Below are 25769 nucleotides of genomic sequence, written 5' to 3'. Positions count from 1 at the left end.
CTTCTCCTTATAATCGGAACCCACAGTTCCCACACAGGAGGCCACCCCGTGACAACGTTCTCCGGCCGCCGGACCCGCGTCCTGGCCGCCACCACCGCCACGGCCGGGCTGGTGCTCGTGGCCGCCTGCACCTCCAGCGGGAGCGGCGGCAGCGGCACCAAGACCGCCGCCGGCGGGGTCCAGCTCGTCAAGGCCGGTCAGCTCACCACCTGCACCCACCTGCCCTACCCGCCGTTCCAGTCGGAGATCGACGGCAAGGTGCAGGGCTTCGACGTGTCGATGATCGACCTCGTCGCCAAGGACCTCGGCGTCAAGCAGCAGATCCTCGACACGCCCTTCGAGAACTTCAAGACCGGCGCCTTCCTCAACTCCGGTCAGTGCGACCTGGCCGCGGCCGGCATGACCATCACCGCCGAGCGCAAGAAGAACGTCGACTTCTCCGACCCGTACTTCGACGCCACCCAGGCCCTGCTCGTCGACAAGAACAGCGGCATCACCTCGCTCGCCGACGCGAAGGCGAAGAAGGTCAAGCTCGGCGCCCAGGCGCAGACCACGGGCGAGGACTACGCCAAGAAGCAGGGCTTCGACCCGGTCTCCTTCGAGTCCTCCGACGCCGTCCTCAACGGTCTGCGCGCCGGCCAGGTCAAGGCCGTCGTCATCGACTACCCCGTCGTCCAGGGCTGGCTCAAGGACAAGGCCAACGCGGACGCCTTCAAGCTCGCCGGCCAGATCAACACCGGTGAGCAGTACGGCTTCACGGTGAAGAAGGGCAACACCAAGCTGCTCGCCGCCGTCAACAAGGCGATCAAGAACGCCAAGGCCGACGGCACGTACAAGAAGCTGTACGAGAAGTGGATCGGCCCCTACGACGCCGCCGCGGCCTCCCCGTCCGCCTCATGACCGCCACCGACGTACGCCTCCAGCCGAAGAAGAAGGGGCTGACCCGGCGTCAGAAGCGCAGCCTGTCGCGGGGAGTGCAGTACGTCGTCTTCGTCGCCGCCGTGATCGCCTTCGCGGTCTCGGCGGACTGGGGGCGGCTGAAGAACCAGTTCGCGCAAGGCAGTATCGCCCGGCAGATGTTCCCGGACGTCATCACGCTGGCGCTGAAGAACACCGTGCTGTACACGCTGTCCGGGTTCGTGGTGGGACTGGCGCTGGGCATGGTCATCGCCCTGATGCGGCTGTCGTCGGTCGGGCCGTACCGCTGGCTCGCCGGCGTCTACATCGAGATCTTCCGCGGCCTGCCCGCTCTGCTGATCTTCATCTTCATCGGCGTCGCCGTCCCCCTCGCCTTCCCGGGTACGGAGATCGTCGGCGGCACCTACGGCAAGGTGGCCCTGGCGCTCGGCCTGGTCGCCGCCGCCTACATGGCCGAGACCATCCGCGCCGGCATCCAGGCGGTGCCCAAGGGGCAGATGGAGGCGGCCCGTTCGCTGGGCTTCTCGCCCGCCCGCGCGATGACCTCGATCATCGTCCCGCAGGCGTTCCGCATCATCCTCCCGCCGCTGACCAACGAACTCGTCCTGCTCTTCAAGGACTCCTCACTGGTCCTCTTCCTCGGCGTCACCCTGGAGGAGCGCGAACTGTCCAAGTACGGCCGCGACCTGGCCAGTACGACCGCCAACTCCACGCCCATCCTCGTCGCCGGCTTGTGCTACCTGCTGGTGACCATCCCGCTCGGCTTCGTCGTGCGCCGCATGGAGGCGAAGGCCCAGGAGGCCGTCAAATGAGCGAGCAGCCCGCCCCGGCAGGCCCGGAGATCGAGGTCCGCGGCCTGCGCAAGTCCTTCGGCGACAACGAGGTGCTGCGCGGCATCGACCTGGAGATCCGTCAGGGCGAGGTCGTGTGCGTCATCGGCCCCTCCGGCTCCGGCAAGTCGACGCTGCTGCGGTGCGTGAACCTCCTGGAGGAGCCTACGAAGGGGCAGGTCTTCGTCGGCGGCACCGAACTCACCGACCCGGACGTCGACATCGACGCCGTACGCCGCCGTATCGGCATGGTCTTCCAGCAGTTCAACCTCTTCCCGCACCTGACGGTCACCGAGAACCTCACGCTGCCCCAGCGCCGGGTGCTGCGCCGGGACAAGGCGACGGCTGCGAAGGTCGCCGCCGAGAACCTGGAGCGGGTGGGACTGTTGGAGAAGGCGGACGCCTATCCCGCCTCCCTCTCCGGCGGTCAGCAGCAGCGGGTGGCGATCGCGCGCTCGCTGTCGATGGGCCCCGAGGTGATGCTCTTCGACGAGCCGACCTCGGCGCTCGACCCCGAACTCGTCGGCGACGTCCTCGCGGTGATGCGCGTGCTCGCCGACGAAGGCATGACCATGATGGTCGTCACGCACGAGATGACGTTCGCCCGCGAGGTCGCCGACCGGGTCGTCTTCATGGACGGCGGGGTGATCGTCGAGGACGGCACCCCCGAGCAGGTCATCGGCGCCCCGCGCCACGAGCGCACCCGGCACTTCCTCGCCAGGCTGCTCGATCCCGCGATGGCGCAGGTCGAGGAGGAGACCTCGGACCAGGTGGGCGGCAGCGGCTGACACGGGCATACGAAACGGGGACATACATTCCCCTGTCGCCCACACGGCCGGAACCGTCATCATTCGGGCCATGACGACTCACGACGAGCCGGCCGGCTTCGGCCCCGGCACGCCCCTGCCCGCCCTGCCGGAGGACTGGGAGCGCTGCCTGGCCGTGGCCGCCCACCCGGACGACATCGAGTACGGAACGGCCTCGGCCGTGGCCCGCTGGACGGCGCAGGGCAAGCGGGTGACGTACCTGCTGGCCACCCGCGGCGAGGCGGGCATCGACGCACTCCACCCCGACGAGGCCGGGCCGCTGCGCGAGGCGGAGGAGCGGGCCGGAGCCCGCGAGGTGGGCGTGGAGACGGTCGAGTTCCTCGACCACCGGGACGGGACCGTCGAGTACGGCCCCGCCCTGCGCCGCGACATCGTCCGGTCGATCCGCCGGCACCGGCCCGAGGCGCTGGTCACCGGCGCTCGTACCGTGCGCATGATCGGCGGCATGGTCAACCAGGCCGACCACCGCGCGGTGGGCCTCGCCGCGCTCGACGCGGCCCGGGACGCGGGCAACCGCTGGATCTTCCCCGAACTCGCCGACGAGGGCCTCGAACCCTGGGGCGGCGTCCGCTTCGTGTGCTTCGCCGGCGCCGAGCGCCCCACCCACGGCGTGGACGTCTCCGGCGAGCCGCTGGAGCGGGGCATCGCCTCCCTGGCCGCCCACGCCGAGTACACGAAGGGCCTCGGCGCGGCGGGCTTCGAGCCCCGGCCCTTCCTGACCTGGGTGGCCCGCCAGGGTGGCCCCGCGCTCGGCGTCGAGGCCGCCGTCCTGTTCGACGTGTACACCCTGGCCTTCGAGGGGTCGCCGCCCTGGGAGCGGTGACGGCCACCGCCTAAGGTGCGGGACATGAGCGAACACGCGGTGCTGCACGTGAAGGGCCGGATCCTGGCCGGGGCCGAGGACGTCCGGGACGAACTGTGGGTGATCGACGGCCTGATCTCCTACGACCGTCCCGCGGGCGCCCGTGACGTGAGGACCGTCGAGGGCTGGGCCCTGCCCGGCCTCGTCGACGCCCACTGCCATGTCGGGCTCGGACCGCACGGCCCGGTGCCCGAGGACGTGGCCGAGAAGCAGGCCCTGACCGACCGGGACGCGGGCACCCTGCTCATCCGCGACGCCGGCTCCCCCTCGGACACCCGCTGGGTCGACGACCGCGAGGACCTGCCGAAGATCGTCCGGGCCGGCCGGCACATCGCCCGCACCGGCCGCTACATGCGCGGCTACGCCCACGAGATCGAGCCGGAGGACCTGGTCGAGTACGTCGCCCGGGAGGCCCGGCGCGGCGACGGCTGGGTCAAACTGGTCGGCGACTGGATCGACCGCGGCCTCGGCGACCTGGCGCCCAGCTGGCCGCGGGACGCCGTCGAGGCCGCCATCGCCGAGGCCCACCGGCTCGGCGCCCGCGTCACCGCGCACTGCTTCGCCGAGAACTCCCTGAAGGACCTGGTCGAGGCCGGCATCGACTGCATCGAGCACGCCACCGGACTGACCGACGACCTGATCCCGCTCTTCGCCGAGCGCGGCGTCGCCATCGTCCCCACCCTCGTCAACATCGCCACGTTCCCCGAGCTCGCGGCGGGCGGCGAGCGCAAGTACCCCGAGTGGGCCGAGCACATGCGCCGGCTGCACGAGCGCCGCTACGACACCGTGCGGGCCGCCTATGACGCCGGTATCCCGGTGTTCGTCGGCACCGACGCGGGCGGCCACCTCGCCCACGGTCTGGTGGCGGGCGAGGTCGCCGAGCTGGTCACCGCGGGCATCCCCGCCGTCGAGGCCCTGTCGGCCACCACCTGGGGGGCGCGGAAGTGGCTCGGCCGGCCGGGGCTGGAGGAGGGCGCGGCGGCGGACCTCGTCGTGTACGAGGACGATCCGCGGGCCGACGTACGGGTACTGGCGGCACCACGCCGGATCGTGCTGAACGGGCGGGTCGTCGGCTGACGCGTGCAACGCCTGTGCCCGGTGATTCGAAAACATTCACGTCGAATGCACGATGGGGTGAACTGGCGGCGGACGGCCGCCAGTTCACCCGTAGTGCGTAATTCTTGGCGGGTCCCGAGCAAGTCTCTCTGAGGGGTCCCCACCTTGAACGGCAAGAACTTCCGCATGCCCGCACGCCGTCTCGCGACCGTCGCGACGGCGACGGCCCTGGCCGCCGGTCCCGCGGCCCTCGCCGCCGCGGGCACCGCGCACGCCACCGGCGACCAGGGGCGCGCGAGCGCCGTCGTCCTGCGCACCGGGCTCGACGTGTCGCTGCTCGACAAGACCGTGAACGTCCCCCTCGCGGTCTCGCTCAACGAGGTCCAGGCGCCGCAGAGCGCGGAGAAGACCGCGCTCACCGCGACCCTGGACGGCGTGAACGGCGGCAAGCCGTTCAACGTCCTGGCCGCCGAGGTGGCGACCGCGAAGGCGACCGTCACCAACGCCAAGACCGAGGGCTACACCCGCCTCGCCCACGCCAGACTGCACGTCCCCGGGCTGCCCCTGCTGTCCCTCGTCGAGATCGGCCAGGTCACCTCGAAGGCGACCTGCGCGGCCGGCAGGGCCCCGGTCGCCGAGTCCAACCTGCTCGGCGGGGTCACCGTCCTCGGCAAGAAGGTCACCGTCACCACCGGCGGCACGACCGACGTCAAGGTGCCCGGCATCGGCGAGGTCCGCCTGGACCTGTCCCAGAGGGAGACCACCTCGCGCACGGCCGCGGCCACCGCCCTGGAACTGAAGGTCTCCGTCAACCCGTTGAAGCTCAACGTGGCCGAGGTCGAGGGCACCCTCACCCTGGCGAAGGCGACCTGCGAGGCCCCCGCCGCAGCGGCCGCGCAACCGAGCACGGCACCCTCCGGCGACGTCGAGCCGCAGGGCGCACCCGGCGAGGAGGCCGACCTCGCGGAGACCGGCGGCAACTCCGTGACGCCGTACCTCGCGGGCGGCGCGCTCGCCCTGGTCCTGGCGGGCGGCGGCGCGCTGGCACTGGCCCGCCGAGGCCGCAACTGACCCTGCGTCCGTCCCTCAACGGGCCCACGGGGCACGGCCACCGGTGACGCCGGCGGTGCCCCCCGGGTTCGGCGGGCGCCGGCGTCGGAGCGCATCGTGGCCCGGTCCCGCCCCGCAGACCGCGGCCACTCCCGCCCGGTTCGCCGGAGCCGTCCGCCGGGACCTTCCCCACAACCGGCCCGTGCGGCACGCCTGCCGTGCCCCGTGGGTCTCAGGGAGTCGCCAGGGTCATCGCGCGGTCCAGGGCCTGGAGGAAGGAGTTGACCGTGGTCCGGTCGCGTACCGCCAGGCGCAGCCACTCCTCGTCGAGTCCCGGGAAGGTGTCGCCCCGTCGCACGGCGAAGCCCAGGTCGCGCAGGTGGCCGCGGACGGCCCGCGCCCGCGGCAGCCGGACGAGGACGAAGGGGCCCTCGGCGGGCTCCGCCACCCGCAGCCCGTCCGCGGCGAACTCGCGCAGTCCCGCGACGAGATGAGCCCGGTCGGCGGCGATCCGGTGGGCGGCGTGGGCGGCTTCCGCGAGGGCCTGCGAGCCCACGCAGGCCTCGGCGGCGGCCAGCGCCGGGGTGGAGACCGGCCACAGCGGCTGCGCCCGCTCCAGGTCGGCGATCGTCTGCGGCGCGGCGAGGACGTAGCCGATGCGCAGCCCCGCCAGACCCCAGGTCTTGGTGAGGCTGCGCAGAACGACGAGGCCGGGCACGTCCGTCCGGCCCGCCAGCGTCTCCCGCTCGCCCGGCACCGCGTCCATGAACGCCTCGTCCACCACCAGCGTCCGCCCCGGGCGGGCAAGTGCGGCGACGGAGGCGGCCGGGTGGAGGACCGACGTGGGGTTGGTCGGGTTGCCGATCACGACCAGCTCGGCGTCCTCCGGGACGGCGGCCGGATCGAGCCGGAAGCCGTCCTCCTCGCGCAGCAGCACCCGGTCCACCGTGTGTCCGGCGTCCCGCAGCGCCGCCTCCGGCTCGGTGAACTGCGGGTGCACCACGACGGGCCGGCGCACCTTCAGGGCGCGCGCCAGCAGCACGAACGCCTCCGCGGCGCCCGCGGTGAGCAGCACCCGCTCCACCGGCAGCCCGTGCCGGGCCGCCACCGCCGCCCGGGCGGCCCGCCCGTCGGGGTAGGCCGCGAGCGAGTCCAGCGACCCGGCGATCCGCTCCCGCAGCCAGGCCGGGGGAGTGTCCGCGCGGACGTTGACGGCGAGGTCGACCAGTGCGGCCCCGTCGTCGCGCACCTCGGCGTCGCCGTGGTGCCGCAGATCGTGCCCGGCGCCGTCCTCAGTGCGCATGGGCGTGTCCGCCGTGAGGGTGCCCGTGGTGGTGATGGTGGCCGTCGTCGTCCGGGTGGAAGTGCGGCTGCTGCGGCTGCCCTACCTTGTCCTCGAAGCCGGGCAGCGCGATGCGGTACACGCACGAGTCGCAGTTCATGCGCAGATCGCCCCGCACGGCCTCCCGGTACCGCTCCATGACGAGGTCGAGGAGCTCCGGCTCCGGGCCGATGACCTCGGCCGAGAGCACCTCCGTCTCCGGGTGCGCGGCCGCCCAGGCCCCGGTCTGCTCCTTCACCCGGTCCGGCAGGATGCCGGTGAACAGGAAGTAGGGCAGCACGACGATCCGGCGGGCCCCGAGCTTCAGGCACCGGTCGAGACCGCCGGGCACGTCCGGCGCCGCCAGCGACACGAACGCCGTCTCCACGCCCGCGTAGCCGCGGCCCTCCCACAGCAGCCGGGCCGCCTTGTGCACCTCGGCGTTGGCGTCGGGGTCGGTGGAGCCGCGCCCGACCAGCAGCACGGTGACGTCCGCCCGCTCCTCGGGGGTGCTCGGGCCGCCCAGCGCCTCGTCCAGCCGCCGCTCCAGGATCGACAGCAGCGCCGGGTGCGGGCCCAGGGGCCGGCCGTAGGTGTACGAGATCCCCGGGTGCCGTTCCTTCTCGCGGGACAGCGCCGCCGGGATGTCCCCCTTGGCGTGACCGGCGGACACCAGCATCAGCGGGACGGCGGCGAACCGGCGCACACCGCGCTCCACCAGGTCGGCGACCGCGTCGCCCAGCGGCGGCGGCGACAGCTCGATGAAGCCGCCGGCGACGGGCAGTTCGGGGTGGCGGCGGCCGAGCTCCCGCACGAAGTCGCGGAACGCCTCGGCCCCGGCCTCGTCCCGGGTGCCGTGGCCGGCGATGAGCAGGGCGGGCGGCGGGGTGGTCACGATGTCTCCTCGGACGGTGAAGTGGGGTGGTACAGCAGGGCGTTGAGCGCGGCGGAGGCGACCGCCGAACCGCCCTTCTCGGACACGTTGCTCACGGCGGGCAGCCCGCTCGCGCGCAGGGCGGCCTTGGACTCGACCGCGCCGACGAAGCCGACGGGCAGTCCGATGACGAGCGCCGGGTCGGCGTCCAGGGTCAGCAGCTCCTCCAGCGCGGTCGGCGCGTTGCCGATCACCCAGATCGCGCCCGGGCCGACCTGCTCGTGGGCGAGCCGGATCGCGTGCGCCGAGCGGGTCAGCCCCGGCCCGGCGACGGCGTCCTTCAGCCGGCACACGGTCGCGCGCCGGGTGATCCCGGCCGCCACCATCTCGACGTCGACGACCACCGGAGCGCCGGCGTGCAGGGCCGCGTGGGCCTTCGTCAACTCGCCCTCGTCCATGACGAGATCGCCGGCGTAGTCGAGGTCGGCGGCGGAGTGGACGACCCGCTCGACCACGGCCCGGGTCAGCGGCGGGAAGTGCGAGGTGTCCAGGCGGGCCCGCATCCGCCGGTAGGACTCCACCTCGATCGGGTGGATCACACGGTTCACTTCGGCTCCTCCTGCCAGCGGTAGCCGCGCGGCGTCACCATGCGTCCCGCGATCTCGCGGGTCGCCGTGTTGCCCACGGTCACGACCGTCATCATGTCGACCGTGGCCGGGTCGAGTCCGGCGAGCGTCGTCACCCGCGCGGCCTCGTCGGGGCGGGAGGCGTTGCGCACGACGCCGACCGGCGTCGCCGGCTCGCGGTGCCCGGCGAGGATCGCCAGCGCCTTCGGCAGCTGCCAGTCCCGGCCGCGCGAGCGCGGGTTGTAGAAGGTGACCACCAGGTCCGCCTCGGCCGCCGCCCGCACCCGCCGCTCGATGACCTCCCAGGGGGTGTGCAGGTCGGAGAGGCTGATGGACACGTGGTCGTGGCCGAGGGGCGCCCCGAGGAGCGCGCCGGCCGCGAGCGCGGCGGTGACGCCGGGCACGCCGACCACGTCGATGTCGTCCGACGCCTCGGCCAGCGCGGGCGAGGCCATGGCGTAGACGCCGGCGTCCCCGCTGCCGATCAGCGCGACGGCCTGCCCCTTGCGGGCCTCGGCGACCGCGGTACGCGCCCGCTCCTCCTCGGCGCCCAGCCCCGACTCCAGGATCCGGGTGCCGGGCCGCAGCAGGTCGCGGATCTGGTCGACGTACTGGTCGAGCCCGACGAGCACGGAGGCGCGCCGCAGCTCGGCCTCGGCCCGCGGGGTGAGCAGGTCGCGGGCGCCGGGGCCGAGCCCCACGACCGCGAGCCGGCCGCGCGCGGGCCGCCGTACGACCGCGCAGGTCGCCATCGCCGGGCTCGCCGCGGACTTCCGCTTGGGGACGAGGAGTTCGCCGCCCCGGACGAGGGCCGCCGCCTCGGCGACCGACGGCGTGCCGACGGCGGCGAGGGGCGCCTCGGAGGGGTTGGGCACGTCGACCGCCGCCAACTCCTCGGCCGGGTACGTCACCAGGGGCACGCCCAGCCGCTCGGCCGCCCGCACGATCCCCGGCTCGTCGGCCTTGGCGTCGACGGTGGCCAGTTCGGCGAGCGAGGCGGGGGAGAGGCCCGCGTCCCGCAACGCGCCCTCCACGAGCTCCAGGACCTCCTCGACCGGCGCTCCCTTGGAGGCGCCGACGCCGACGACCAGGGAGGGCGGACGCAGGACGACCTCGCGCTCGCCGGGCTCGACGGCCCGGTCGGTCACCCGGATCGTGTACGCGCCCTGCGCAGCGACCGGCAGCGCGGGCAGCGGCCAGCCCAACTCGGCGTCCAGGGCGACGGGTTCGCCGTCGAGCAGGGCCCGCGACACGGCCGCGACGGCTCCCTCGACCGGCAGTCCGAGCGTGTCCAGACCCGCGAGCCCGACCGCGTCCGTCGCCGTGGTCACCACCGGCTCGGCACCCAGCAACTCGCCCACCTCGCGGGCGAGTTCGTTGGCGCCGCCGCCGTGGCCGCCGACCAGCGACACGGCGAACCGGCCGCCCTCGTCGACGCACACCACACCGGGGTCGGCGTTCTTGTCGCCCAGCAGCGGTGCGATCAGCCGGACGACCGCTCCGGTGGCCAGGAAGCACACGAGCTGCTCGCACTCCGCGAACGCGGCCCGTACGGCGTCCCCGACGGGACCCTCGTACACGCGCGTGCGGTCCGGCCAGGCAGCGGCCAGCCGGTCGCGTGCCGCCGCCCCCGCCGCGGTGGCGGAAATGAGGCCGATCACTGGGCAACTCCTTCGTCAGACACGGGGGTTCTGGACCCCCACAGCAGAAACACGGGGTTGGTCGCCGCGAGCCGGGTGACGTCTCCCGGCAACGGGGCGAGCCGCGACGACTGCAGCAGCACGCCGTCGCAGGCGAACCCGGCGCCGGTCAGCGCCGCGCGCGCGGCAGGTACGCGGTCCAGCGCGGCCATGGCGACCACGACCGTCCGCCGGGCGCGCCGGGCGCAGGCGGCGACGACGGCGGGCAGGCCGGCTCCACCACCCCCGACGAACACGGCGTCCGGGTCGTCGAGTCCGGACAGGGCGTCCGGCGCCGTGCCGTGCACGACCTGGACGTCCACGCCGTGGGCGGCGGCGTTGGCCCGGATCCGCTCCACGCCGTCCGGGGTCTTCTCCACCGCGGTGACGGCGGCCCCGAACCGGGCGCACTCGACGGCCACCGAGCCGGAGCCCGCGCCGACGTCCCACACCAGGTCGCCGAGGCGCGGCCCGAGCCGGGCGAGCGCCAGGGCCCGTACCTCGAACTTGGTGATCATCGAGTCCCGGTGCGCGAACGCGTTCTCGTCCAGGGCCCACGACGCGGGCCCGGCCGGTGCACCGGCAACCGTCCGCACCTCGCCCGTCGCGCGTGTCTCGTCGAGGCACAGCACCACGCTGACGTCCGGTCCCCAGTCGCGGTCCGCGGCCTCGGCGGGCGTCACCCGCTCCACCCGCTCGGCCCCGGAGCCGAGCGCGGAGGCGACGACCAGGACCCGGGCGGTACCGCGCAGTCCGGCCCCCAGCTCGGCGGGCCCGCCGCCCGGACCGGTCAGCACCGCCACCTTCGGCCGCGCCCGGCACACGTTCACCGCCGTCCGCACGTCCCGGCCGTGCGCGCTGACGACGACCGCGTCGTCCCACGTCAGCCCGGCCCGCGCGAACGCGGCGGCGACGGACGACACCCCCGGCCGCACGTCCAGCCGCCCGGACCCGAACCGCTCGGCCAGCACCCGCACGATCCCGAAGAACCCGGGGTCGCCGGAGGCCAGCACCACCACCCGGGCCCCCTTCTCCAGATGCCGCTCGACGGCGTCCAGGGCGGGCGCCAGGGGACCGAGGACGACCTGCTCGGCGTCCGGCGGCACCAAGGCGGCGGCCAGATGGCGCCGCCCGCCGACGACCAGCCCGGCGCCGGCCAGCGCCTCGGCGGGGACCGGCGCGCCCGTCCCCGTGCCGACGACCGTGATCGGGCCGCTCATGTACTCGCCCCGCGCTCGCGCAGGGCCCGGCGGGCCTCCGGGTCGGCCTTGCGGAAGCCGTGGAAGTGACCGGGGTGGTACAGGTGCGAGCGGGTGCCCTCGGCGTCCAGTGCCGGGCCGACCAGGAACAGGGTGTGCTTCCAGAGCTTGTGCTCCTTGACCGTCTCCTCCAGGGTGCCGATGGTGCAGCGCACCAGCAGCTCCTCCGGCCAGGTCGCCTGGTAGGCGACGACGACCGGCGTGGACGTCGGGTAGCCGCCCTCCAGCAGCTCCCGCACCAGCTGCCCGCTGCGGGCGGCCGACAGGAACAGCGCCATGGTGGTGCCGTGCCGGGCGAACTCCCGGACCTCCTCGCCGGGCGGCATCGGCGTCTTGCCGCCGCCGAGCCGGGTGAGGATCACCGACTGCGCCACCTCGGGGATGGTCAGCTCGCGCTGCGCGAGGGCGGCGACGGCGGAGAACGCCGAGACGCCGGGGACGACCTCGGTGGCGATGCCGAGCGCGGCGCACCGGTCGAGCTGCTCCTGCGTGCCGCCCCACAGGGCCGGGTCGCCGGAGTGGATACGGGCCACGCGCAGCCCCTCGGCCCGCGCCCGCTCGTAGACGGCGACGACGTCCTCCAGGGACATGGTCGCCGAGTCCAGGATCTGCGCGCCCTCGCGCGCGTGCTCGAGGACCTCCGCCTGCACCAGGCTCGCCGCCCAGATCACGACGTCGGCCTCGGCGATGGCGCGCGCGGCACGGAACGTCAGCAGGTCGGCGGCGCCGGGGCCGGCACCGACGAAGGTCACCTTGCCGGTGGAGGCATCGGCCATGAAAATCGGTCCTCTCATGAACAACTCGTACAAAACGTCTTACGTGAGGGGTCGTCGAGGCCACACGATGTGCGCAAACGACGGTTGATCGGATAACAAGGCCCCATGGCGGTCTTCGTCGCGCTGTGCGCGTTCCTGATGACGCTGGTCGGCGGATGGACGGCACAGCGGGTCACCGACCGTCGCCATCTCGTCCTGGGACTGGCCGGTGGACTGATGCTGGGCGTGGTCGGCCTGGACCTGCTGCCGGAGGCGCTGCGGGCGGCGGGCGACGAGGTCTTCGGCGTGCCCGCGGCCCTGCTGCTGTTCGTGGCCGGCTTCCTGCTGGCCCATCTGGTGGAGCGCACCCTCGCCCACCGCCAGGCGTCCCACGGCGGCGACGAGGCGCACGACCACCGGGCGCCCGAGGTGGGCCTGACGGCGGCGGCCGCCATGGTCGGCCACAGCGCGATGGACGGTGTCGCGATCGGCGCGGCCTTCCAGGTCGGCGGCGGCATGGGCGCGGCGGTCGCGCTCGCCGTGATCGCCCACGACTTCGCGGACGGCTTCAACACGTACACGATCACGAGCCTGTACGGGAACGACCGCCGCAAGGCGCTGACCATGCTGTTCGCGGACGCGGCGGCCCCGGTGGTCGGCGCGGCCTCCACGGCCTACGTGTCCATTCCCGAGAGCCTGCTCGGCGGCTATCTGGGCCTGTTCGGCGGCGTGCTGCTCTACCTCGCCGCCGCCGAGATCCTCCCCGAGGCGCACCACGAACACCCCGCCCGCTCCACCCTGCTGTTCACGGTGGCGGGCGCGCTGTTCATCTGGCTGGTGGTCGGGCTCGCCGGCTGAGCCGGGCCCCGGGCGCGGTCTCACAGCTTGCCGCCCCGCCCGCCCTCGCGCCGGGCGGGCGCGATGAGCGTCGACAGGTACGGCAGCGGGGCCCCGTCGAGGTCGGCGGCCGCCCGGATCGACTCGCTCTCCAGCCCGAGCGCCGCCCCCCACACCGCGCCCTCCAGCCGCCCGGTCTCCCGCAGCACCTCGGCGACCTCGGCGGCGTGCCGGCCGAACTTGTAGGCGACGACGGTTCCGGGCCCGTTCAGGGCGTCCTTGAGGACGGCCGCCCCCGCGGTGACGGGGACCAGGGTCAGCGGCTCGGTGCCCTCGGTCAGCACGGCCCCCGACCGGGCCGCCAGGTCCTGCATGGCGGTGATCCCGGGCACGGTCTCCACCACGGTCCCCGGAACCAGCGCGGCGACGGTCTGCGCGAGGTAGGTGAAGGTGGAGTACACGTTGGGGTCGCCGATGGTGGCGAAGGCGACGCTCCCGCGCTCCCGCAGGAGCCGGGCGACCCGCTCCCCGGCCGCGTCCCAGGCGGCCTCCCGCCGTCCCCGGTCGCTGCGCTCGTTCAGTGCGAACACGACCCGTACGACCTTCTCCTCGGGCACGTAGTGCAGCACGGTCGCCTCGGCGCGCCCGCGCTCCCCGGTGTCCATGACGGGCACGACGACCACACCGGCGGCCCGCAGCGCGTTGACGCCCTTGACGGTCACCAGCTCGGGGTCGCCGGGCCCCACTCCCACTCCGGTCAGCTTCCTGCTCATGACGTCCGGCACCTCTCCACGAACCGACGGGCGACACCGGGCCGCGACGCCCAGTGCGTGTGCAGATAACTGGCGTGCACACCTTGTTGTACGAAACCCTCGACGCGCCGCTCCGGGGCGCGCACCCCCCACGCCGGAGCCGCCCCCGCGCCCGGCTCCACGACGGTCCGGTGGAACTCGTGCCCCCGCATCCGCGTCCCGGCGACGGCCAGCGCACTGTCGCTCACGGCCACGGCGTCGCGGTAGCCGAGGGTCAGCCGCTCGCTCATCCGCGCGGTCGCGTCCAGCACCCCGCACATCGGCAGCCCGTCCAGCTCCCGGGACAGATACAGCAACCCGGCACACTCGGCGGCGACGGGCGCCCCGCTCACGGCGAGGTCGGCGACGGCCTTCCGCAAGGGTTCGTTGGCGGACAGCTCGGCGGCGTACACCTCGGGGAACCCGCCCCCGATGACCAACCCGCTCGTTCCGTCAGGCAGTTGCTCGTCCCGCAGCGGGTCGAACGTGACGACCTCGGCACCGGCGGCGGCGAGCAACTCGGTGTGCTCGGCGTAGGAGAACGTGAAAGCACTACCGCCGGCCACGGCAACCCTCAGCCCGTCTGGGGGCACCCCCTCCGGGGGAGATTGAGGACGAGCCCCTTCGGGCCGATGGGGGCCTGGGGGCGCAGCCCCCAGAACCTCAGCCGCATCCCACGCCGCACACGACAAGGCACCCGCACCGCGCGCCAGCGCCAACAGCGCGTCGAGGTCGCACCCGGCTGTCACCTGCGCCCCCATCGCCGTCACGGCCTCCACCGCGGCCGCACCCCGCTCGGCGACCGGCACCAGCCCCAGGTGCCGTGACGGCGTCTCCACCTGCGCGGCCCGCCGCAGCACCCCCAGCACCGGCACCCCGGCCGAGTCCAGGGCCTCCCGCAGCAGGGCCTCGTGCCGGTCGGAGGCCACCTTGTTCAGGATCACGCCGCCGATCCGCACCTGCGGGTCCCACGACGCGAACCCGTGCACCAGGGCCGCCACCGACCGCGACTGCGAGGACGCGTCGACCACCAGCACCACCGGCGCCCGCAGCAGCTTGGCGACATGGGCCGTGGACGCCAACTCGCCTTCGCCCGCGGCCCCGTCGAACATTCCCATGACACCCTCGACGACCGCGAGGTCGCACCCCTGGGCGCCGTGCGCGAACAGCGGGCCGACCAGCTCGGGCCCGCACAGGTACGCGTCCAGGTTCCGCCCCACCCGCCCGGTCGCGAGCGCGTGGTACCCGGGGTCGATGTAGTCTGGCCCGACCTTGTGCGGGGACACGGCGAGCCCCCGCGCGGCGAACGCGGCCATCAACCCCGTGGCGACGGTGGTCTTGCCGCTGCCCGAGGAGGGCGCGGCAATGACCAGCCGCGGAACGGAACCTGTCACCACTCGATGCCCCTCTGGCCCTTCTGGCCCGCGTCCATCGGGTGCTTGACCTTCGACATGTCGGTCACGAGATCGGCGAACCCGACCAGCTTCTCCGGCGCGTTGCGCCCGGTGATCACGACGTGCTGGATCCCGGGCCGCTCCCGCAGCACCTCGATCACCTCGTCGGTGTCGACCCACCCCCAGTGCATGGGGTAGGCGAACTCGTCGAGCACGTACAGCCGGTACGTCTCGGCGGCCAGGTCCCGTTTGACCTGCTCCCAGCCCTCGCGGGCCTTCTCCTCGTTGTCCATCTGGGCGTCCCGCTGGACCCAGGACCAGCCCTCGCCCATCTTGTGCCAGTCGACGGTTCCGCCCTCGCCGCTGGCGCCGAGCACCCGCAGCGCGTTCTCCTCGCCGACCTTCCACTTGGCCGACTTCACGAACTGGAACACCCCGATCGGCCAGCCCTGGTTCCAGGCGCGCAGCGCGAGCCCGAACGCGGCGGTCGACTTGCCCTTGCCGATCCCCGTGTGCACGACGACCAGCGGCCGGTTGCGGCGCTGACGTGTAGTCAGCCCGTCGTCCGGTACCACACTCGGCTGTCCCTGCGGCATTACGCGGCCCTCCTCTGTACGTCCTTCACCAGCCCGGCGATGCTGTCCGCCCGCAGTTCGTCGAGCGTCACCGCCGTCCCGCCCAGCTCGCCCGCGAGCTGACCGGCGAGCCCCAGCCGCACCGGCCCGGACTCGCAGTCGACGACCACGGAGGCCACCCCGTCGGCGGCGAACAGCCGCGCGGCCCGCCCGGCGAGGGCGACCGGCTCGGGGCCGCCCGTGGCCCGCCCGTCGGTGACCAGGACCACCAGCGGCCGGCGCGCGGGGTCCCGCAGCCGCTCCACCCGCAGCACGTCATGGGCCTTCAGCAGCCCCGCGGCGAGCGGCGTCCGCCCGCCGGTGGGCAGCGACTCCAGCCGGGCCGCCGCCGCGTCCACCGACGAGGTCGGCGGCAGCGCCACGTCCGCGGCCGCCCCGCGGAACGTCACCAGCCCCACCTTGTCGCGCCGCTGGTAGGCGTCCAGCAGCAGCGACAGCACGGCGCCCTTCACGGCGCTCATCCGCGCCCGCGCCGCCATCGACCCGGAGGCGTCGACCACGAACAGCACCAGGTTGCCCTCGCGCCCCTCCCGCGTCGCCTGCCGCAGATCGTCCCGCCGGACCACGAGACCCGGCCCGGACCGCCCCCGCGCCCGCTGGTGCGGCGCCGCGGCCTGCACGGTCGCCGCCAGGTGCAGCTTGGTGAGCGCCCCTCGGGGCCGCCGGGCCCCGGTCGTACGCCCGTGCTCGGTCCGCGCCCGCGACCGCCGCCCCGCTGCGCCCTCACCGATCCCGGGCACGCTCAGCACCTTGGTGCGAAAAGGCTCCGCGGCCCGCACGGCGGACTGCTCGCCGCCCCCGGAGGCCTGCGGCGCGCCCTCCTCCTCACCGGACTCCGGGCGGGCGCCCGTGTCCCCGTCCTGCGGTCCGGCGTCCGGCGACGGCTGCCCGCCGCCCCCGCCGGGTCCGCCGCCCTCGGGGTCGGGATCGTCGTCCTCCTCGCCGAACTCCTCCAGCGTCTGGTCCAGCTTGTCCTCGTCCAGGCCGGGCGCGTCGAAGGGGTTGCGGCGCCTGCGGTGCGGCAGCGCGAGCAGCGCCGCCTGCCGCACGTCCTCGGCCAGCACGTCCGTCCGCCCCGCCCACGCGGCGAGCGCGGACGCGGTGCGCGCCATCACGATGTCGGCCCGCATGCCGTCCACCTCGAAGGCGGCACAGGTCGCCGCGATCTGCCGCAGCGCCCCGTCGCCCAGCCGCACCGACGGCAGCAACTCGCGCGCTGCGACGATCCGCTGACGTACGGAGGACTCCTCGTCCGCCCAGCGCGCGGCGAAGTCGGCCGGGTCGTCGTCGTAGGCGAGCCTGCGCCGGACCACCTCCACCCGCTGGTCCGGCTCCCGCGAGGCCGCGACCTCGACGGTCAGCCCGAAGCGGTCGAGCAACTGCGGCCGCAGCTCGCCCTCTTCGGGGTTCATGGTGCCCACGAGGAGGAAGCGGGCGGCGTGCCGGACCGACACACCCTCGCGCTCCACGTACGACGCGCCCATCGCGGCCGCGTCCAGCAGCAGGTCGACCAGGTGGTCGTGGAGGAGGTTGACCTCGTCGACGTAGAGGATCCCGCGGTGGGCGTCGGCGAGCAGGCCGGGCTCGAAGGCCTTCACGCCCTCCGCGAGCGCCCGTTCGATGTCGAGGGCGCCGACGAGACGGTCCTCGGAGGCGCCGACCGGCAGCTCCACCATCCGGGCCGGGCGCCGGGTCCCCGCACCCGGCTCGTGCGGTCCGTCCGGGCAGGACGGGTCCGGCGCCGCCGGGTCGCAGGAGAAACGGCAGCCGGGCACGACGGCCACCTCGGGCAGCAGCGCCGAAAGGGCCCGCACGGCCGTCGACTTGGCGGTGCCCTTCTCACCGCGCACCAGCACACCGCCGACCGCCGGGGAGACGGCGTTCAGCAGCAGCGCCAGGCGCAGGTCGTCCTGACCGACGACGGCGGTAAAGGGAAAGGGGGTGGTCACTGGTCGCCCTCCAGGTCGCCTTCCAGCTCCAGATAGGTCGCGCGCAGCCGCTCCAGCGTCTCGGCGTCCGGCTCGGCCCACAGCCCGCGCTCGGCCGCCTCCAGGAGCCGTTCCGTGATGCCGCGCAGCGCCCACGGGTTGGACTGCTTCATGAACTCCCGGTTCTCCGGGGCGAAGACGTACTCGGCGCTGAGCTTCTCGTACATCCAGTCGTCGACGACCCCGGCCGTGGCGTCGTACCCGAAGAGGTAGTCCACGGTCGCCGCCATCTCGAAGGCGCCCTTGTAGCCGTGCCGGCGCATGGCCGCCATCCAGCGCGGGTTGACCACGCGGGCGCGGAAGACGCGGTGGGTCTCCTCACCGAGCGTGCGCGTCTTGACCTGGTCGGGGGTGGCGGAGTCGCCGACGTACGCCTCGGGGCTCTCGCCGGTCAGATGGCGCACCATGGCGACCATGCCGCCGTGGTACTGGAAGTAGTCGTCGGCGTCGACGAGGTCGTGCTCGCGGGTGTCGACGTTCTTCGCGGCGACGTTGATCCGCCGGAACGCCGTCTCCATGTCGCCGCGCGCGGCCCGCCCGTCGAGCCCGCGTCCGTAGGCGTAGCCGCCCCACACCGCGTACACCTCGGCGAGGTCGGCGTCCGAGCGCCAGTTGCGGGCGTCGATGAGCGGCAGCAGACCGGCGCCGTACGCGCCCGGCTTGGAGCCGAAGATGCGAGCGGTGGCCCGGCGCCGGTCGCCGTGCGCGGCGGTGTCCTCGTCGGCGTGCGCCTTCACGAAGTTGTGCTCGGCGCTCTCGTCCAGCTCGGCGACCGTGCGCACGGCGTCGTCGATCAGCCCGACCACGTGCGGGAAGGCGTCCCGGAAGAACCCGGAGATGCGGACGGTGACGTCGACGCGCGGCCTGCCGAGTTCGGCGAGGGGGACCACCTCGAAGCCGGTCACCCGGCGCGAGGCGTCGTCCCACACCGGCCGGCAGCCCAGCAGCGCCAGGATCTCGGCGATGTCGTCGCCCTGGGTGCGCATCGCGGACGTGCCCCACACCGTCAGCCCGACCGACTTCGGGTACTCGCCGGTGTCCTGCAGATAGCGCTGGACGAGCGAGTCGGCGAGCGACTGCCCGACCTCCCAACTCAGCCTGGAGGGAATGGCCTTGGGGTCGACGGAGTAGAAGTTCCGGCCGGTCGGCAGGACGTTGACCAGACCGCGGGTGGGGGAGCCGGAGGGACCGGCGGGGACGTAACCGCCGTCGAGCGCCTTGAGGATGTGGCCGATCTCGTCGGTGGTGCGGGCCAGCCGCGGCACCACCTCGGTACACGCGAACTCCAACACGGCCACCGCCTCGGGCAGTTCGGTGCGCAGCACCTCGCGCACCAGCGGGCCGCTCTCGGCGGCCGCCCAGCCGCGCTCCTCCATGCCCTCCGCGATCCGCCGGCACAGCTGCTCCAGCAGGTCGATCGCGTCCGCGGCCGAACGGGAGGGCCCCTCGACGAGATCCGTCAGCTCGACCGGCACCTTCACCGGCGCACCCGGCTCGGCGAGCAGCTCCTTCTCGCCGAGCCCGAAGTGGGCCGCGAGGCAGGACCTCAGCCCCGGCAGCGCGTTCGCCCGACCGCCCCACACCTGCGAGGCGCGCAGCACGGCGAGCACCAGGTTCACGCGCGGCTCACCGACGGGACCGCCGCCGAGGATGTGCAGACCGTCCCTGATCTGCACGTCCTTGATCTCGCACAGGTAGCCGTCGATGTGCATGACGAACTCGTCGAACGCCGCGTCGTCCGGCTGCTCGTCCACGTGCAGGTCGTGGTGGAGCTCGGCCGCCTTCACCAGCGTCCAGATCTGGGCCCGTACGGCGGGCGCCTTGGTCGGGTCCAGGTCGGAGACGAGCGCGTACTCGTCGAGCAGCTGCTCCAGCTTGGCCAGGTCGCCGTAGGTGTCCGCGCGGGCCATCGGCGGCACGAGGTGGTCGACGACCGTGGCGTGCCCGCGCCGCTTGGCCTGGGTGCCCTCGCCCGGGTCGTTGACGATGAACGGGTAGACCAGCGGCAGTTCGCCGAGGACGGCGTCCGGCGCGCAGCCCCCGCTGAGCCCGAGCCCCTTGCCGGGCAGCCACTCCATCGTGCCGTGCTTGCCCATGTGGACGATGGCGTCGGCGCCGAACGAGTTCTCCAGCCACCGGTAGGCGGCCATGTAGTGGTGCGACGGCGGCATGTCGGGGTCGTGGTAGATCGCGATCGGGTTCTCGCCGAAGCCGCGCGGCGGCTGGATCATCACGACGACGTTCCCGAACTGCAAGCACGCCAGCACGATGTCGTCCCCGTCGACGTACAGCGAGCCCGGCGGCTCGCCCCACGCCTGAAGCATCCCGTCCCGCAGCTCCGGGTCGAGCTTGTCGAACCAGGCCCGGTAGTCGGCGAGCGGCACCCGCGCGGGCGCGGCGGCCAGCTGCTCCTCGGTCAGCCACTCCACGTCGTGACCGCCGGCCTCGATCAGCCGGTGGATCAACTCGTCGCCGCCGGCGGGGTATTCGGTGAGCGAGTACCCGGCCTCCCGCAGCGCGTCCAGCACCCGCACCGCCGAGGCGGGCGTGTCCAGCCCCACCGCGTTGCCGACCCGTGAGTGCTTCGTCGGGTACGCCGTGAAGACCAGCGCCAGCTTCTTGTCGGCGTTCGGCTTGTGCTGCAGCGCCGCGTGCCGTAGGGCGATCCCAGCGACCCGCGCGGCCCGCTCGGGGTCGGCGACGTACACGGGTACGTCGTCCGGTCCCTGCTCCTTGAAGGAGAACGGCACGGTGATCAGCCGTCCGTCGAACTCCGGGATCGCGACCTGCATCGCCGCGTCCATGGGGGAGAGGGCCGCGTCGGACTCCTCCCAGGCGGCCCTGGACGACGTGAGGCACAGCCCCTGCAGCACGGGTACGTCGAGGTCGGCGAGCGCGCCGATGTCCCAGGCCTCCTCGTCGCCGCCCGCCGAGGCCTGCGAGGCGTGCGTGCCGCCGGCGGCCAGGACGGTGGCCACGAGCGCGTCGGCCCCGCCGAGGATCTCGTACAGCCCCGGGTCCGCGTCGCGCAGCGAACCGCAGTACACGGGAAGGGCGTTGGCGCCGCGCGCCTCGATCGCCTGGCACAGGGTGTCCACGAAGGCGGTGTTGCCGCTGAGTTCGTGGGCCCGGTAGAACAGCACGCCCACCGTCGGGCGGCCGTCGACGCGCTCGTACGAGCCGTGGACGCCGTACTCCGGCATCTTCTGCGGCTCGACGAAGCCCTCGCCGGTCAGCAGCACGGTGTCGGACAGGAACCGCGCCAGCTCGGTCAGGTTGTCCGGCCCGCCCTCGACGAGGTACTTCAGCGCCTCGGCGACCACACCCGCCGGCACGGACGACTCGGCCATCAGCTCCGCGTCCGGCACGGCCTCGCCGCCGAGCAGCACGGTCGGAACGCCGGACGCCTTCAGCGCGGCGAGCCCGTCCTGCCACGCCCGCTTGCCGCCGAGCAGCCGTACGACGGCGATGCCGGCGCCGTCGAGGAGCGCGGGCAGTTCCTCCGCCACGTCCACCCGCATCGGGTTGCCGATCCGGTAGTCGGCGCCGGTCGCGGCCCGCGCCGCCAACAGGTCCGTGTCGGCGGTGGACAACAACAACACAGTGCTCATGCGGGCGCTCCCGGTGGAATGAAAGGCAGTCCTTGCGGCGCGCCGGACTCGATGAGCCGCCACAGCGCGTCCGTGTCCGCGTGCTGTTCGATCAGGTCGCCGAGCCGGTCGAGCTGCTCCTCGCGCAGCGCGGCGAACGAGGTGTCGCCGGCCGGCACGAAACGGCGGCCCGCGGCGGCCGCCACCTCGCGCAGGAAGGCGCGCCGGAAGCCGTCCGACTCCAGTGAACCGTGCCAGTGGGTGCCCCAGGTCTGGCCGACCCGGCAGCCGTCGAGGCTGTGTCCTTCGTCATCGGAGATGAACGCCTCCCCTCCGCTCAGGGAGGCGACCCCGTGATGGATCTCGTACCCCTCGACCCGCTCGCCGAGGGCTTCGCCCACCGGCCGGGTGAGGGTCTTCTCACGGGCGAACCGCACCCGCACGGGCAGGATTCCGAGGCCCGTCACCTGCCCGCGCCGGCTCTCCACCTCGTCCTCGATGTGCTCGCCGAGGACCTGGAAGCCGCCGCAGACACCGAGGATCGGGCGCTGTTCGGCGGCCCGTCGGCGCAGCGCGTCGGCGAGTCCCCGCTCGTGCAGCCACTCCAGGGCCCGGACGGTCCCGCGGGTCCCCGGGATGACGACCAGGTCCGCGTCGGCCAGTTCCTCGGGCCGGTCCACGAACCGCACGACGACGCCCGGTTCGGCGGCCAGTGCGTCGACGTCCGTGAAGTTGGACATCAGCGGGATCGCGCAGACCGCGACCCGCAGCACGTCCTCGCCCACCGGCGGGGCGGTGTTCGACTCCCGCACGGTCCCGCGCAGGGACACGCGCAGTCCGTCCTCCTCGTCGATGCCGAGCCCGTGCCGGAAGGGCAGGACGCCGTACGTCCGCCGCCCGGTGAGCCCGTGCAGCATGTCGAGGCCGGGCTCCAGGAGGCCGACGTCGCCGCGGAACTTGTTGACGAGGAACCCGGCGACGAGCGCCTGGTCCTCGGGGGACAGGAGCGCGACCGTCCCGAAGAAGGAGGCGAAGACACCCCCGCGGTCGATGTCCCCGACCACCAGCACGGGCAGCCCGGCATTGCGGGCGATGCCCATGTTCACGATGTCCGTGCGCCTGAGGTTGATCTCGGCAGGACTGCCCGCCCCCTCGCAGATCACCGCGTCATACGTGCCCCGCAGTTCGGCGAGACAGTCCAGCACGGTCCCCAGCAGCTTCTGCTGCCTGCCGCCGTGGTACCCCCGCGCGCTCAACTCGCCCACGGGCCGGCCCATCAGCACGACCTGGCTGCTCTGCTCGCCGCCCGGCTTCAGCAGCACGGGGTTCATCAGCGCGGTCGGCTCGATCCGGCAGGCCTGGGCCTGCATGGCCTGCGCCCGCCCGATCTCGGCGCCCTCGCGCGTCACGAACGAGTTCAGCGACATGTTCTGCGCCTTGAACGGCGCGACCTTGACGCCCTGTCGCACCAGCCAGCGGCAGATCCCCGCGGTGACGACGCTCTTGCCCGCGTCGGAGGTGGTCCCGGCGACCAGCAGCCCGCCGCCGCTCATGACGCACGCCCCTTCAGCAGGGCGCGCGCCGCAACGCTCACGCCGAGCGCGAGCAGTCCCACGCGCCGCGACAGCCGCACGGCCCGCTCGATGTCCCCGACCTCCACCGGCCGCCCCTCCCTGTTCAGCACGGGCCGGTGCTCGACCCGCCCTCCGTACGACAAGGTCCCGCCCAGGCGCACCCCGAGCGCTCCCGCGAACGAGGCCTCCACGGGCCCGGCGTTGGGGCTCGGGTGCCGTCCGGCGTCGGCGCGCCAGGCCCGCACCGCGCCCGCCGGATCGCCCCCGGCGACCGTCGCGAGCCCGGCCGTCAACCGGGCACCCGGCCATCCGGCCACGTCGTCCAGGCGCGCCGAGGCCCAGCCGTAGCGCCGGTAACGGGCCGACCTGTGCCCGACCATGGCGTCCAGCGTGTTGACGGCCCGGAAGCCCAGCAGCCCCGGCACCCCGCCGACGGCTCCCCACACCAGCGCCCCCACCACCGCGTCGGAGGTGTTCTCGGCGACCGACTCCACCACGGCCCGCGCGATCCCGGCGGCGTCCAGCGCCTGCGGGTCCCGCCCGCACAGATGCGGCAGCCGCGCCCGGGCCGCCTCGACGTCCCCCGCCTCCAGGGCCCGCCCGACGGTCCGTGCCTCGCGCGCGAGCGAAGTACCGCCGACCACGGCCCAGGTGGCGGCGGCGGTCAGCGCGACGGAGGCGGCACGGGAGGGACGTACGAGCGACTGCGCCGCGGCACCGAGGGCCACGGCGCCGCCCACGCACACGGCGGTGTGCAGCGCGCCCCACCCGCGGTGGTCGCGCCACAGCACTCTCTCGACGGCGCCGGCGGCACGTCCGAACACGGCGACCGGATGCCCGCGGCGGGGATCGCCGAGGAGCTGGTCACCGAGGAGTCCGGCGGCGGCGCCGTACGCGAAGACGCGATCGGCCCGCACCGGGTCAGCCCGCCGAAGGGTCGGGCGGGACGGGGGTGGTGAACCTCAACAGGCAGCCGCGCATGGCGATATGTCCTCACTCAGGGTGTCCGCGCCCTGGTTCGACGAGACCGGCGGTGGGAGTTCCTGGCTCCCGGGGCTACCTACCCCGGTGACAGTGGCGGGACCGCGCCGGAATCGCACCGGCTTCCTCCCTTGCCGCCGTACATGGCTCCGGCAGTCCACCATGCGCCCGAACGGCAGTCAACTTGCCGTTGACCTGCGGCGCGGGAGTGTGCTGAGGCCCACACGCAGGGGGTCGCCGGGGTCACCGGAACGCGTGATGCCGGGACGGATCACCGTCCCGGCATCACAGGTGCGTTCGAGGCTCTCAGGCCTTGTTCATGATGAGCGAGATTCCGTACGCGACGGCCGCCGCGCATCCCGCGAAGGCCACGTAGGCCCCGGTCGCCGCGAGGGTCGCGGAGTTGCCCTCGGCCACGGCCCGCTCCTTGCGGGACAGGCCCATCACGCCGAGGGTGAACAGGGCGACGAGACCTACGGTGACCGCGAGGCTGACGCCGAAGACGGAGCCCAGAGCTGCCCAGTCGATCTTCATGCTGCTGATTCCTTCGTTACCTGATGCTCGGGACTCAGACGGCGGCCGGCGGGGCCGCCGGCTCCGTGGTCGGGGTCGTGGCCGGCGCCGAGATGGTGGCCGTCAGCTCCTCGGTGACCGGGCTCGCGGGCGGCGGGGTCACGGCGGCGATGGCGGTGGTCACCACGCCGGGCGGTTCCTCGGTCTCGTTGACGTTGGACGCGTCGACGACCTCGCGGCGCGAGAGCTTCCAGATCGCGGCACTCGCGGCGACCAGGAAGACGGCGACGACGGCGGTGCCCCAGTCACCGAGGTCCGTGACGGACTCGGCGCCCGCGCCGACGAGCGCGGCGGCCGGGAGGGTGAGGACCCAGGCGACCAGCATGCGGGTCGCGGTCGACCAGCGCACCACACCGCCCTTGCGGCCCAGACCCGCGCCCATCACCGAGCCGGAGACGACGTGCGTGGTGGACAGGGAGAAGCCGAGGTGCGAGGAGGCCAGGATCGCCGTGGCGGCGCTGGTCTGGGCGGCGAAGCCCTGCTGCGGCCGCAGCTCGGTCAGGCCCTTGCCCATGGTGCGGATGATGCGCCAGCCGCCGATGTAGGTGCCGAGCGCGATGGCCAGACCGGCGGAGAGGATGACCCAGGTGGGCGGGTCGGCGTCGGGGGCGACGACACCGCCGGCGACCAGGGCGAGGGTGATGATGCCCATCGTCTTCTGCGCGTCGTTCGTGCCGTGCGCCAGGGAGACCAGGCCGGCCGAGGCGACCTGCCCGGCGCGGTAGCCCTTGGCCGCCGCCTTGCCGTCGGCCTTCTTGTCCAGGGTGTAGGAGAAGCGCGTCGCGAGGAACGCGGCCAGACCGGCCACGATCGGGGCGGCGAGCGCCGGGAGGAGAACCTTGGTCGCGAGCACGTCGCCGTGGACCGCGCCGAAGCCGGCCGAGGCGACGGTGGCGCCGATCAGACCGCCCATGAGGGCGTGCGAGGAGCTGGAGGGCAGGCCCACCAGCCAGGTCAGCAGGTTCCAGAGGATCGCGCCGACCAGGGCGGCGAAGATGACCTCGGGACGGATGCCGGTCTCGTCGACGAGACCCTTGGAGATCGTGTTGGCGACCTCCACCGAGAGGAAAGCGCCCACAAGGTTCAGCACGGCGGACATGGCCACCGCGACCTTGGGCTTGAGTGCACCGGTCGAGATGGTGGTGGCCATCGCGTTGGCGGTGTCGTGAAAACCGTTCGTGAAATCGAACGCGAGTGCGGTTACCACCACAATCGCGAGGATCAGCGAGAAGTTTTCCATTTACCCAGGCAATCGTTCGAAGTCATCGGACGGTTGACCGTAAATAACCTGGGTGAACGGAAGATGAACTGAGGTGGGCATCAGAGTGTCGGAAACGGGGCCTCACGGG

The 25769-nt window shown here is 73.6% G+C and carries 22 protein-coding genes and 1 riboswitch; of the genes, 7 read left to right on the top strand and 15 right to left on the bottom strand.

The genetic code is table 11. The features are described 5' to 3' along the window. Positions 1-48: 48 nt before the first annotated feature. The 6 genes from LN251_RS03320 to LN251_RS03295 all read left to right on the top strand — a co-directional run bounded on the left by LN251_RS03320 (position 49) and on the right by LN251_RS03295 (position 5564). On the top strand, positions 49-900 hold the full coding sequence (locus LN251_RS03320; RefSeq protein WP_458243004.1) for a transporter substrate-binding domain-containing protein: 852 nt from the start codon (positions 49-51) through the stop codon (positions 898-900). Continuing rightward, entirely contained in the window at positions 897-1730 is an 834-nt protein-coding gene (locus LN251_RS03315; protein ID WP_458243003.1) for an amino acid ABC transporter permease, read from the top strand. Before LN251_RS03320 ends, LN251_RS03315 begins: the two co-directional genes overlap by 4 nt. Beyond that, positions 1727-2536 carry an amino acid ABC transporter ATP-binding protein gene (locus tag LN251_RS03310; protein WP_458243002.1) on the top strand — a complete coding sequence of 270 codons (810 nt, stop codon included), beginning with the start codon at positions 1727-1729 and terminating at the stop codon, positions 2534-2536. The genes LN251_RS03315 and LN251_RS03310 overlap by 4 nt, the downstream gene beginning before the upstream one ends. A 70-nt stretch (positions 2537-2606) precedes the next feature. Then, positions 2607-3398, top strand: a complete 792-nt coding sequence (locus tag LN251_RS03305) for a PIG-L deacetylase family protein (protein ID WP_458243001.1) — start codon at positions 2607-2609, stop codon at positions 3396-3398. A gap of 24 nt (positions 3399-3422) precedes the next feature. Continuing rightward, positions 3423-4514, top strand: a complete 1092-nt coding sequence (locus tag LN251_RS03300) for an amidohydrolase family protein (RefSeq protein WP_458243000.1) — start codon at positions 3423-3425, stop codon at positions 4512-4514. Between the two features lie 144 nt (positions 4515-4658). After that, the gene (locus tag LN251_RS03295; RefSeq protein ID WP_458242999.1) at positions 4659-5564 is read left to right on the top strand and encodes an SCO1860 family LAETG-anchored protein; all 906 of its coding nucleotides are present in this window, start codon (positions 4659-4661) and stop codon (positions 5562-5564) included. A 211-nt stretch (positions 5565-5775) separates the two neighbouring features. On the opposite strand, the gene cobC is transcribed toward LN251_RS03295, so the two are convergent. From cobC to cobM, 6 genes are read right to left on the bottom strand one after another with little or no spacing between them, the layout of a single operon-like run. After that, positions 5776-6846: an Rv2231c family pyridoxal phosphate-dependent protein CobC gene (gene cobC, locus LN251_RS03290; RefSeq protein ID WP_458242998.1), complete on the bottom strand. Its 1071-nt coding sequence runs from the start codon at positions 6844-6846 to the stop codon at positions 5776-5778. Next, the gene (locus tag LN251_RS03285; RefSeq protein ID WP_458242997.1) at positions 6836-7759 is read right to left on the bottom strand and encodes a sirohydrochlorin chelatase; all 924 of its coding nucleotides are present in this window, start codon (positions 7757-7759) and stop codon (positions 6836-6838) included. Before LN251_RS03285 ends, cobC begins: the two co-directional genes overlap by 11 nt. Beyond that, positions 7756-8346 carry a precorrin-8X methylmutase gene (locus LN251_RS03280; RefSeq protein WP_458242996.1) on the bottom strand — a complete coding sequence of 197 codons (591 nt, stop codon included), beginning with the start codon at positions 8344-8346 and terminating at the stop codon, positions 7756-7758. Before LN251_RS03280 ends, LN251_RS03285 begins: the two co-directional genes overlap by 4 nt. Continuing rightward, positions 8343-10025, bottom strand: a complete 1683-nt coding sequence (gene cobJ, locus LN251_RS03275) for a precorrin-3B C(17)-methyltransferase (protein ID WP_458242995.1) — start codon at positions 10023-10025, stop codon at positions 8343-8345. The genes LN251_RS03280 and cobJ overlap by 4 nt, the downstream gene beginning before the upstream one ends. Continuing rightward, positions 10022-11263 (bottom strand): precorrin-6y C5,15-methyltransferase (decarboxylating) subunit CbiE, encoded by a 1242-nt coding sequence (gene cbiE, locus LN251_RS03270; protein ID WP_458242994.1) that lies wholly within the window; start codon positions 11261-11263, stop codon positions 10022-10024. Before cbiE ends, cobJ begins: the two co-directional genes overlap by 4 nt. Next, entirely contained in the window at positions 11260-12078 is an 819-nt protein-coding gene (gene cobM / locus LN251_RS03265; RefSeq protein WP_458243256.1) for a precorrin-4 C(11)-methyltransferase, read from the bottom strand. Before cobM ends, cbiE begins: the two co-directional genes overlap by 4 nt. A gap of 105 nt (positions 12079-12183) precedes the next feature. On the opposite strand from cobM, the gene LN251_RS03260 reads away from it, so the two are divergent. Next, positions 12184-12915 (top strand): ZIP family metal transporter, encoded by a 732-nt coding sequence (locus tag LN251_RS03260; RefSeq protein ID WP_058926113.1) that lies wholly within the window; start codon positions 12184-12186, stop codon positions 12913-12915. A 20-nt stretch (positions 12916-12935) separates the two neighbouring features. Here LN251_RS03260 and cobI read toward each other — a convergent pair whose 3' ends face one another. The 9 genes from cobI to LN251_RS03215 form a co-directional block, all read right to left on the bottom strand. Next, a complete protein-coding gene (gene cobI, locus LN251_RS03255) occupies positions 12936-13667 on the bottom strand; it encodes a precorrin-2 C(20)-methyltransferase (protein WP_458242993.1) in 732 nt (243 codons plus the stop codon). Further along, the gene (locus LN251_RS03250) at positions 13664-15079 is read right to left on the bottom strand and encodes a cobyrinate a,c-diamide synthase (protein ID WP_458242992.1); all 1416 of its coding nucleotides are present in this window, start codon (positions 15077-15079) and stop codon (positions 13664-13666) included. Before LN251_RS03250 ends, cobI begins: the two co-directional genes overlap by 4 nt. Next, entirely contained in the window at positions 15076-15675 is a 600-nt protein-coding gene (cobO, locus tag LN251_RS03245) for a cob(I)yrinic acid a,c-diamide adenosyltransferase (protein WP_458242991.1), read from the bottom strand. The genes LN251_RS03250 and cobO overlap by 4 nt, the downstream gene beginning before the upstream one ends. Then, positions 15675-17663, bottom strand: a complete 1989-nt coding sequence (locus LN251_RS03240; RefSeq protein WP_458242990.1) for a putative cobaltochelatase — start codon at positions 17661-17663, stop codon at positions 15675-15677. The genes cobO and LN251_RS03240 overlap by 1 nt, the downstream gene beginning before the upstream one ends. Beyond that, complete coding sequence (gene cobN, locus LN251_RS03235; protein WP_458242989.1) at positions 17660-21313, bottom strand: cobaltochelatase subunit CobN; 3654 nt, start codon at positions 21311-21313, stop codon at positions 17660-17662. Before cobN ends, LN251_RS03240 begins: the two co-directional genes overlap by 4 nt. Further along, the gene (locus LN251_RS03230; protein ID WP_458242988.1) at positions 21310-22845 is read right to left on the bottom strand and encodes a cobyric acid synthase; all 1536 of its coding nucleotides are present in this window, start codon (positions 22843-22845) and stop codon (positions 21310-21312) included. Before LN251_RS03230 ends, cobN begins: the two co-directional genes overlap by 4 nt. Continuing rightward, the gene (locus tag LN251_RS03225) at positions 22842-23783 is read right to left on the bottom strand and encodes a cobalamin biosynthesis protein (protein ID WP_458242987.1); all 942 of its coding nucleotides are present in this window, start codon (positions 23781-23783) and stop codon (positions 22842-22844) included. Before LN251_RS03225 ends, LN251_RS03230 begins: the two co-directional genes overlap by 4 nt. Before the next feature lie 101 nt (positions 23784-23884). Continuing rightward, a riboswitch (cobalamin riboswitch) is annotated at positions 23885-24024 on the bottom strand. A gap of 129 nt (positions 24025-24153) precedes the next feature. Further along, positions 24154-24381 (bottom strand): hypothetical protein, encoded by a 228-nt coding sequence (locus LN251_RS03220; RefSeq protein WP_383672158.1) that lies wholly within the window; start codon positions 24379-24381, stop codon positions 24154-24156. 34 nt (positions 24382-24415) lie between these two features. Further along, complete coding sequence (locus LN251_RS03215) at positions 24416-25660, bottom strand: anion permease (RefSeq protein ID WP_458242986.1); 1245 nt, start codon at positions 25658-25660, stop codon at positions 24416-24418. Positions 25661-25769 lie beyond the last annotated feature (109 nt).

It is taken from the genome of Streptomyces sp. MAI_2237 (genome assembly GCF_054189285.1).
Note: the sequence above shows the minus strand (reverse complement) of the source record. Positions and strands in the feature narration are given on the sequence as shown.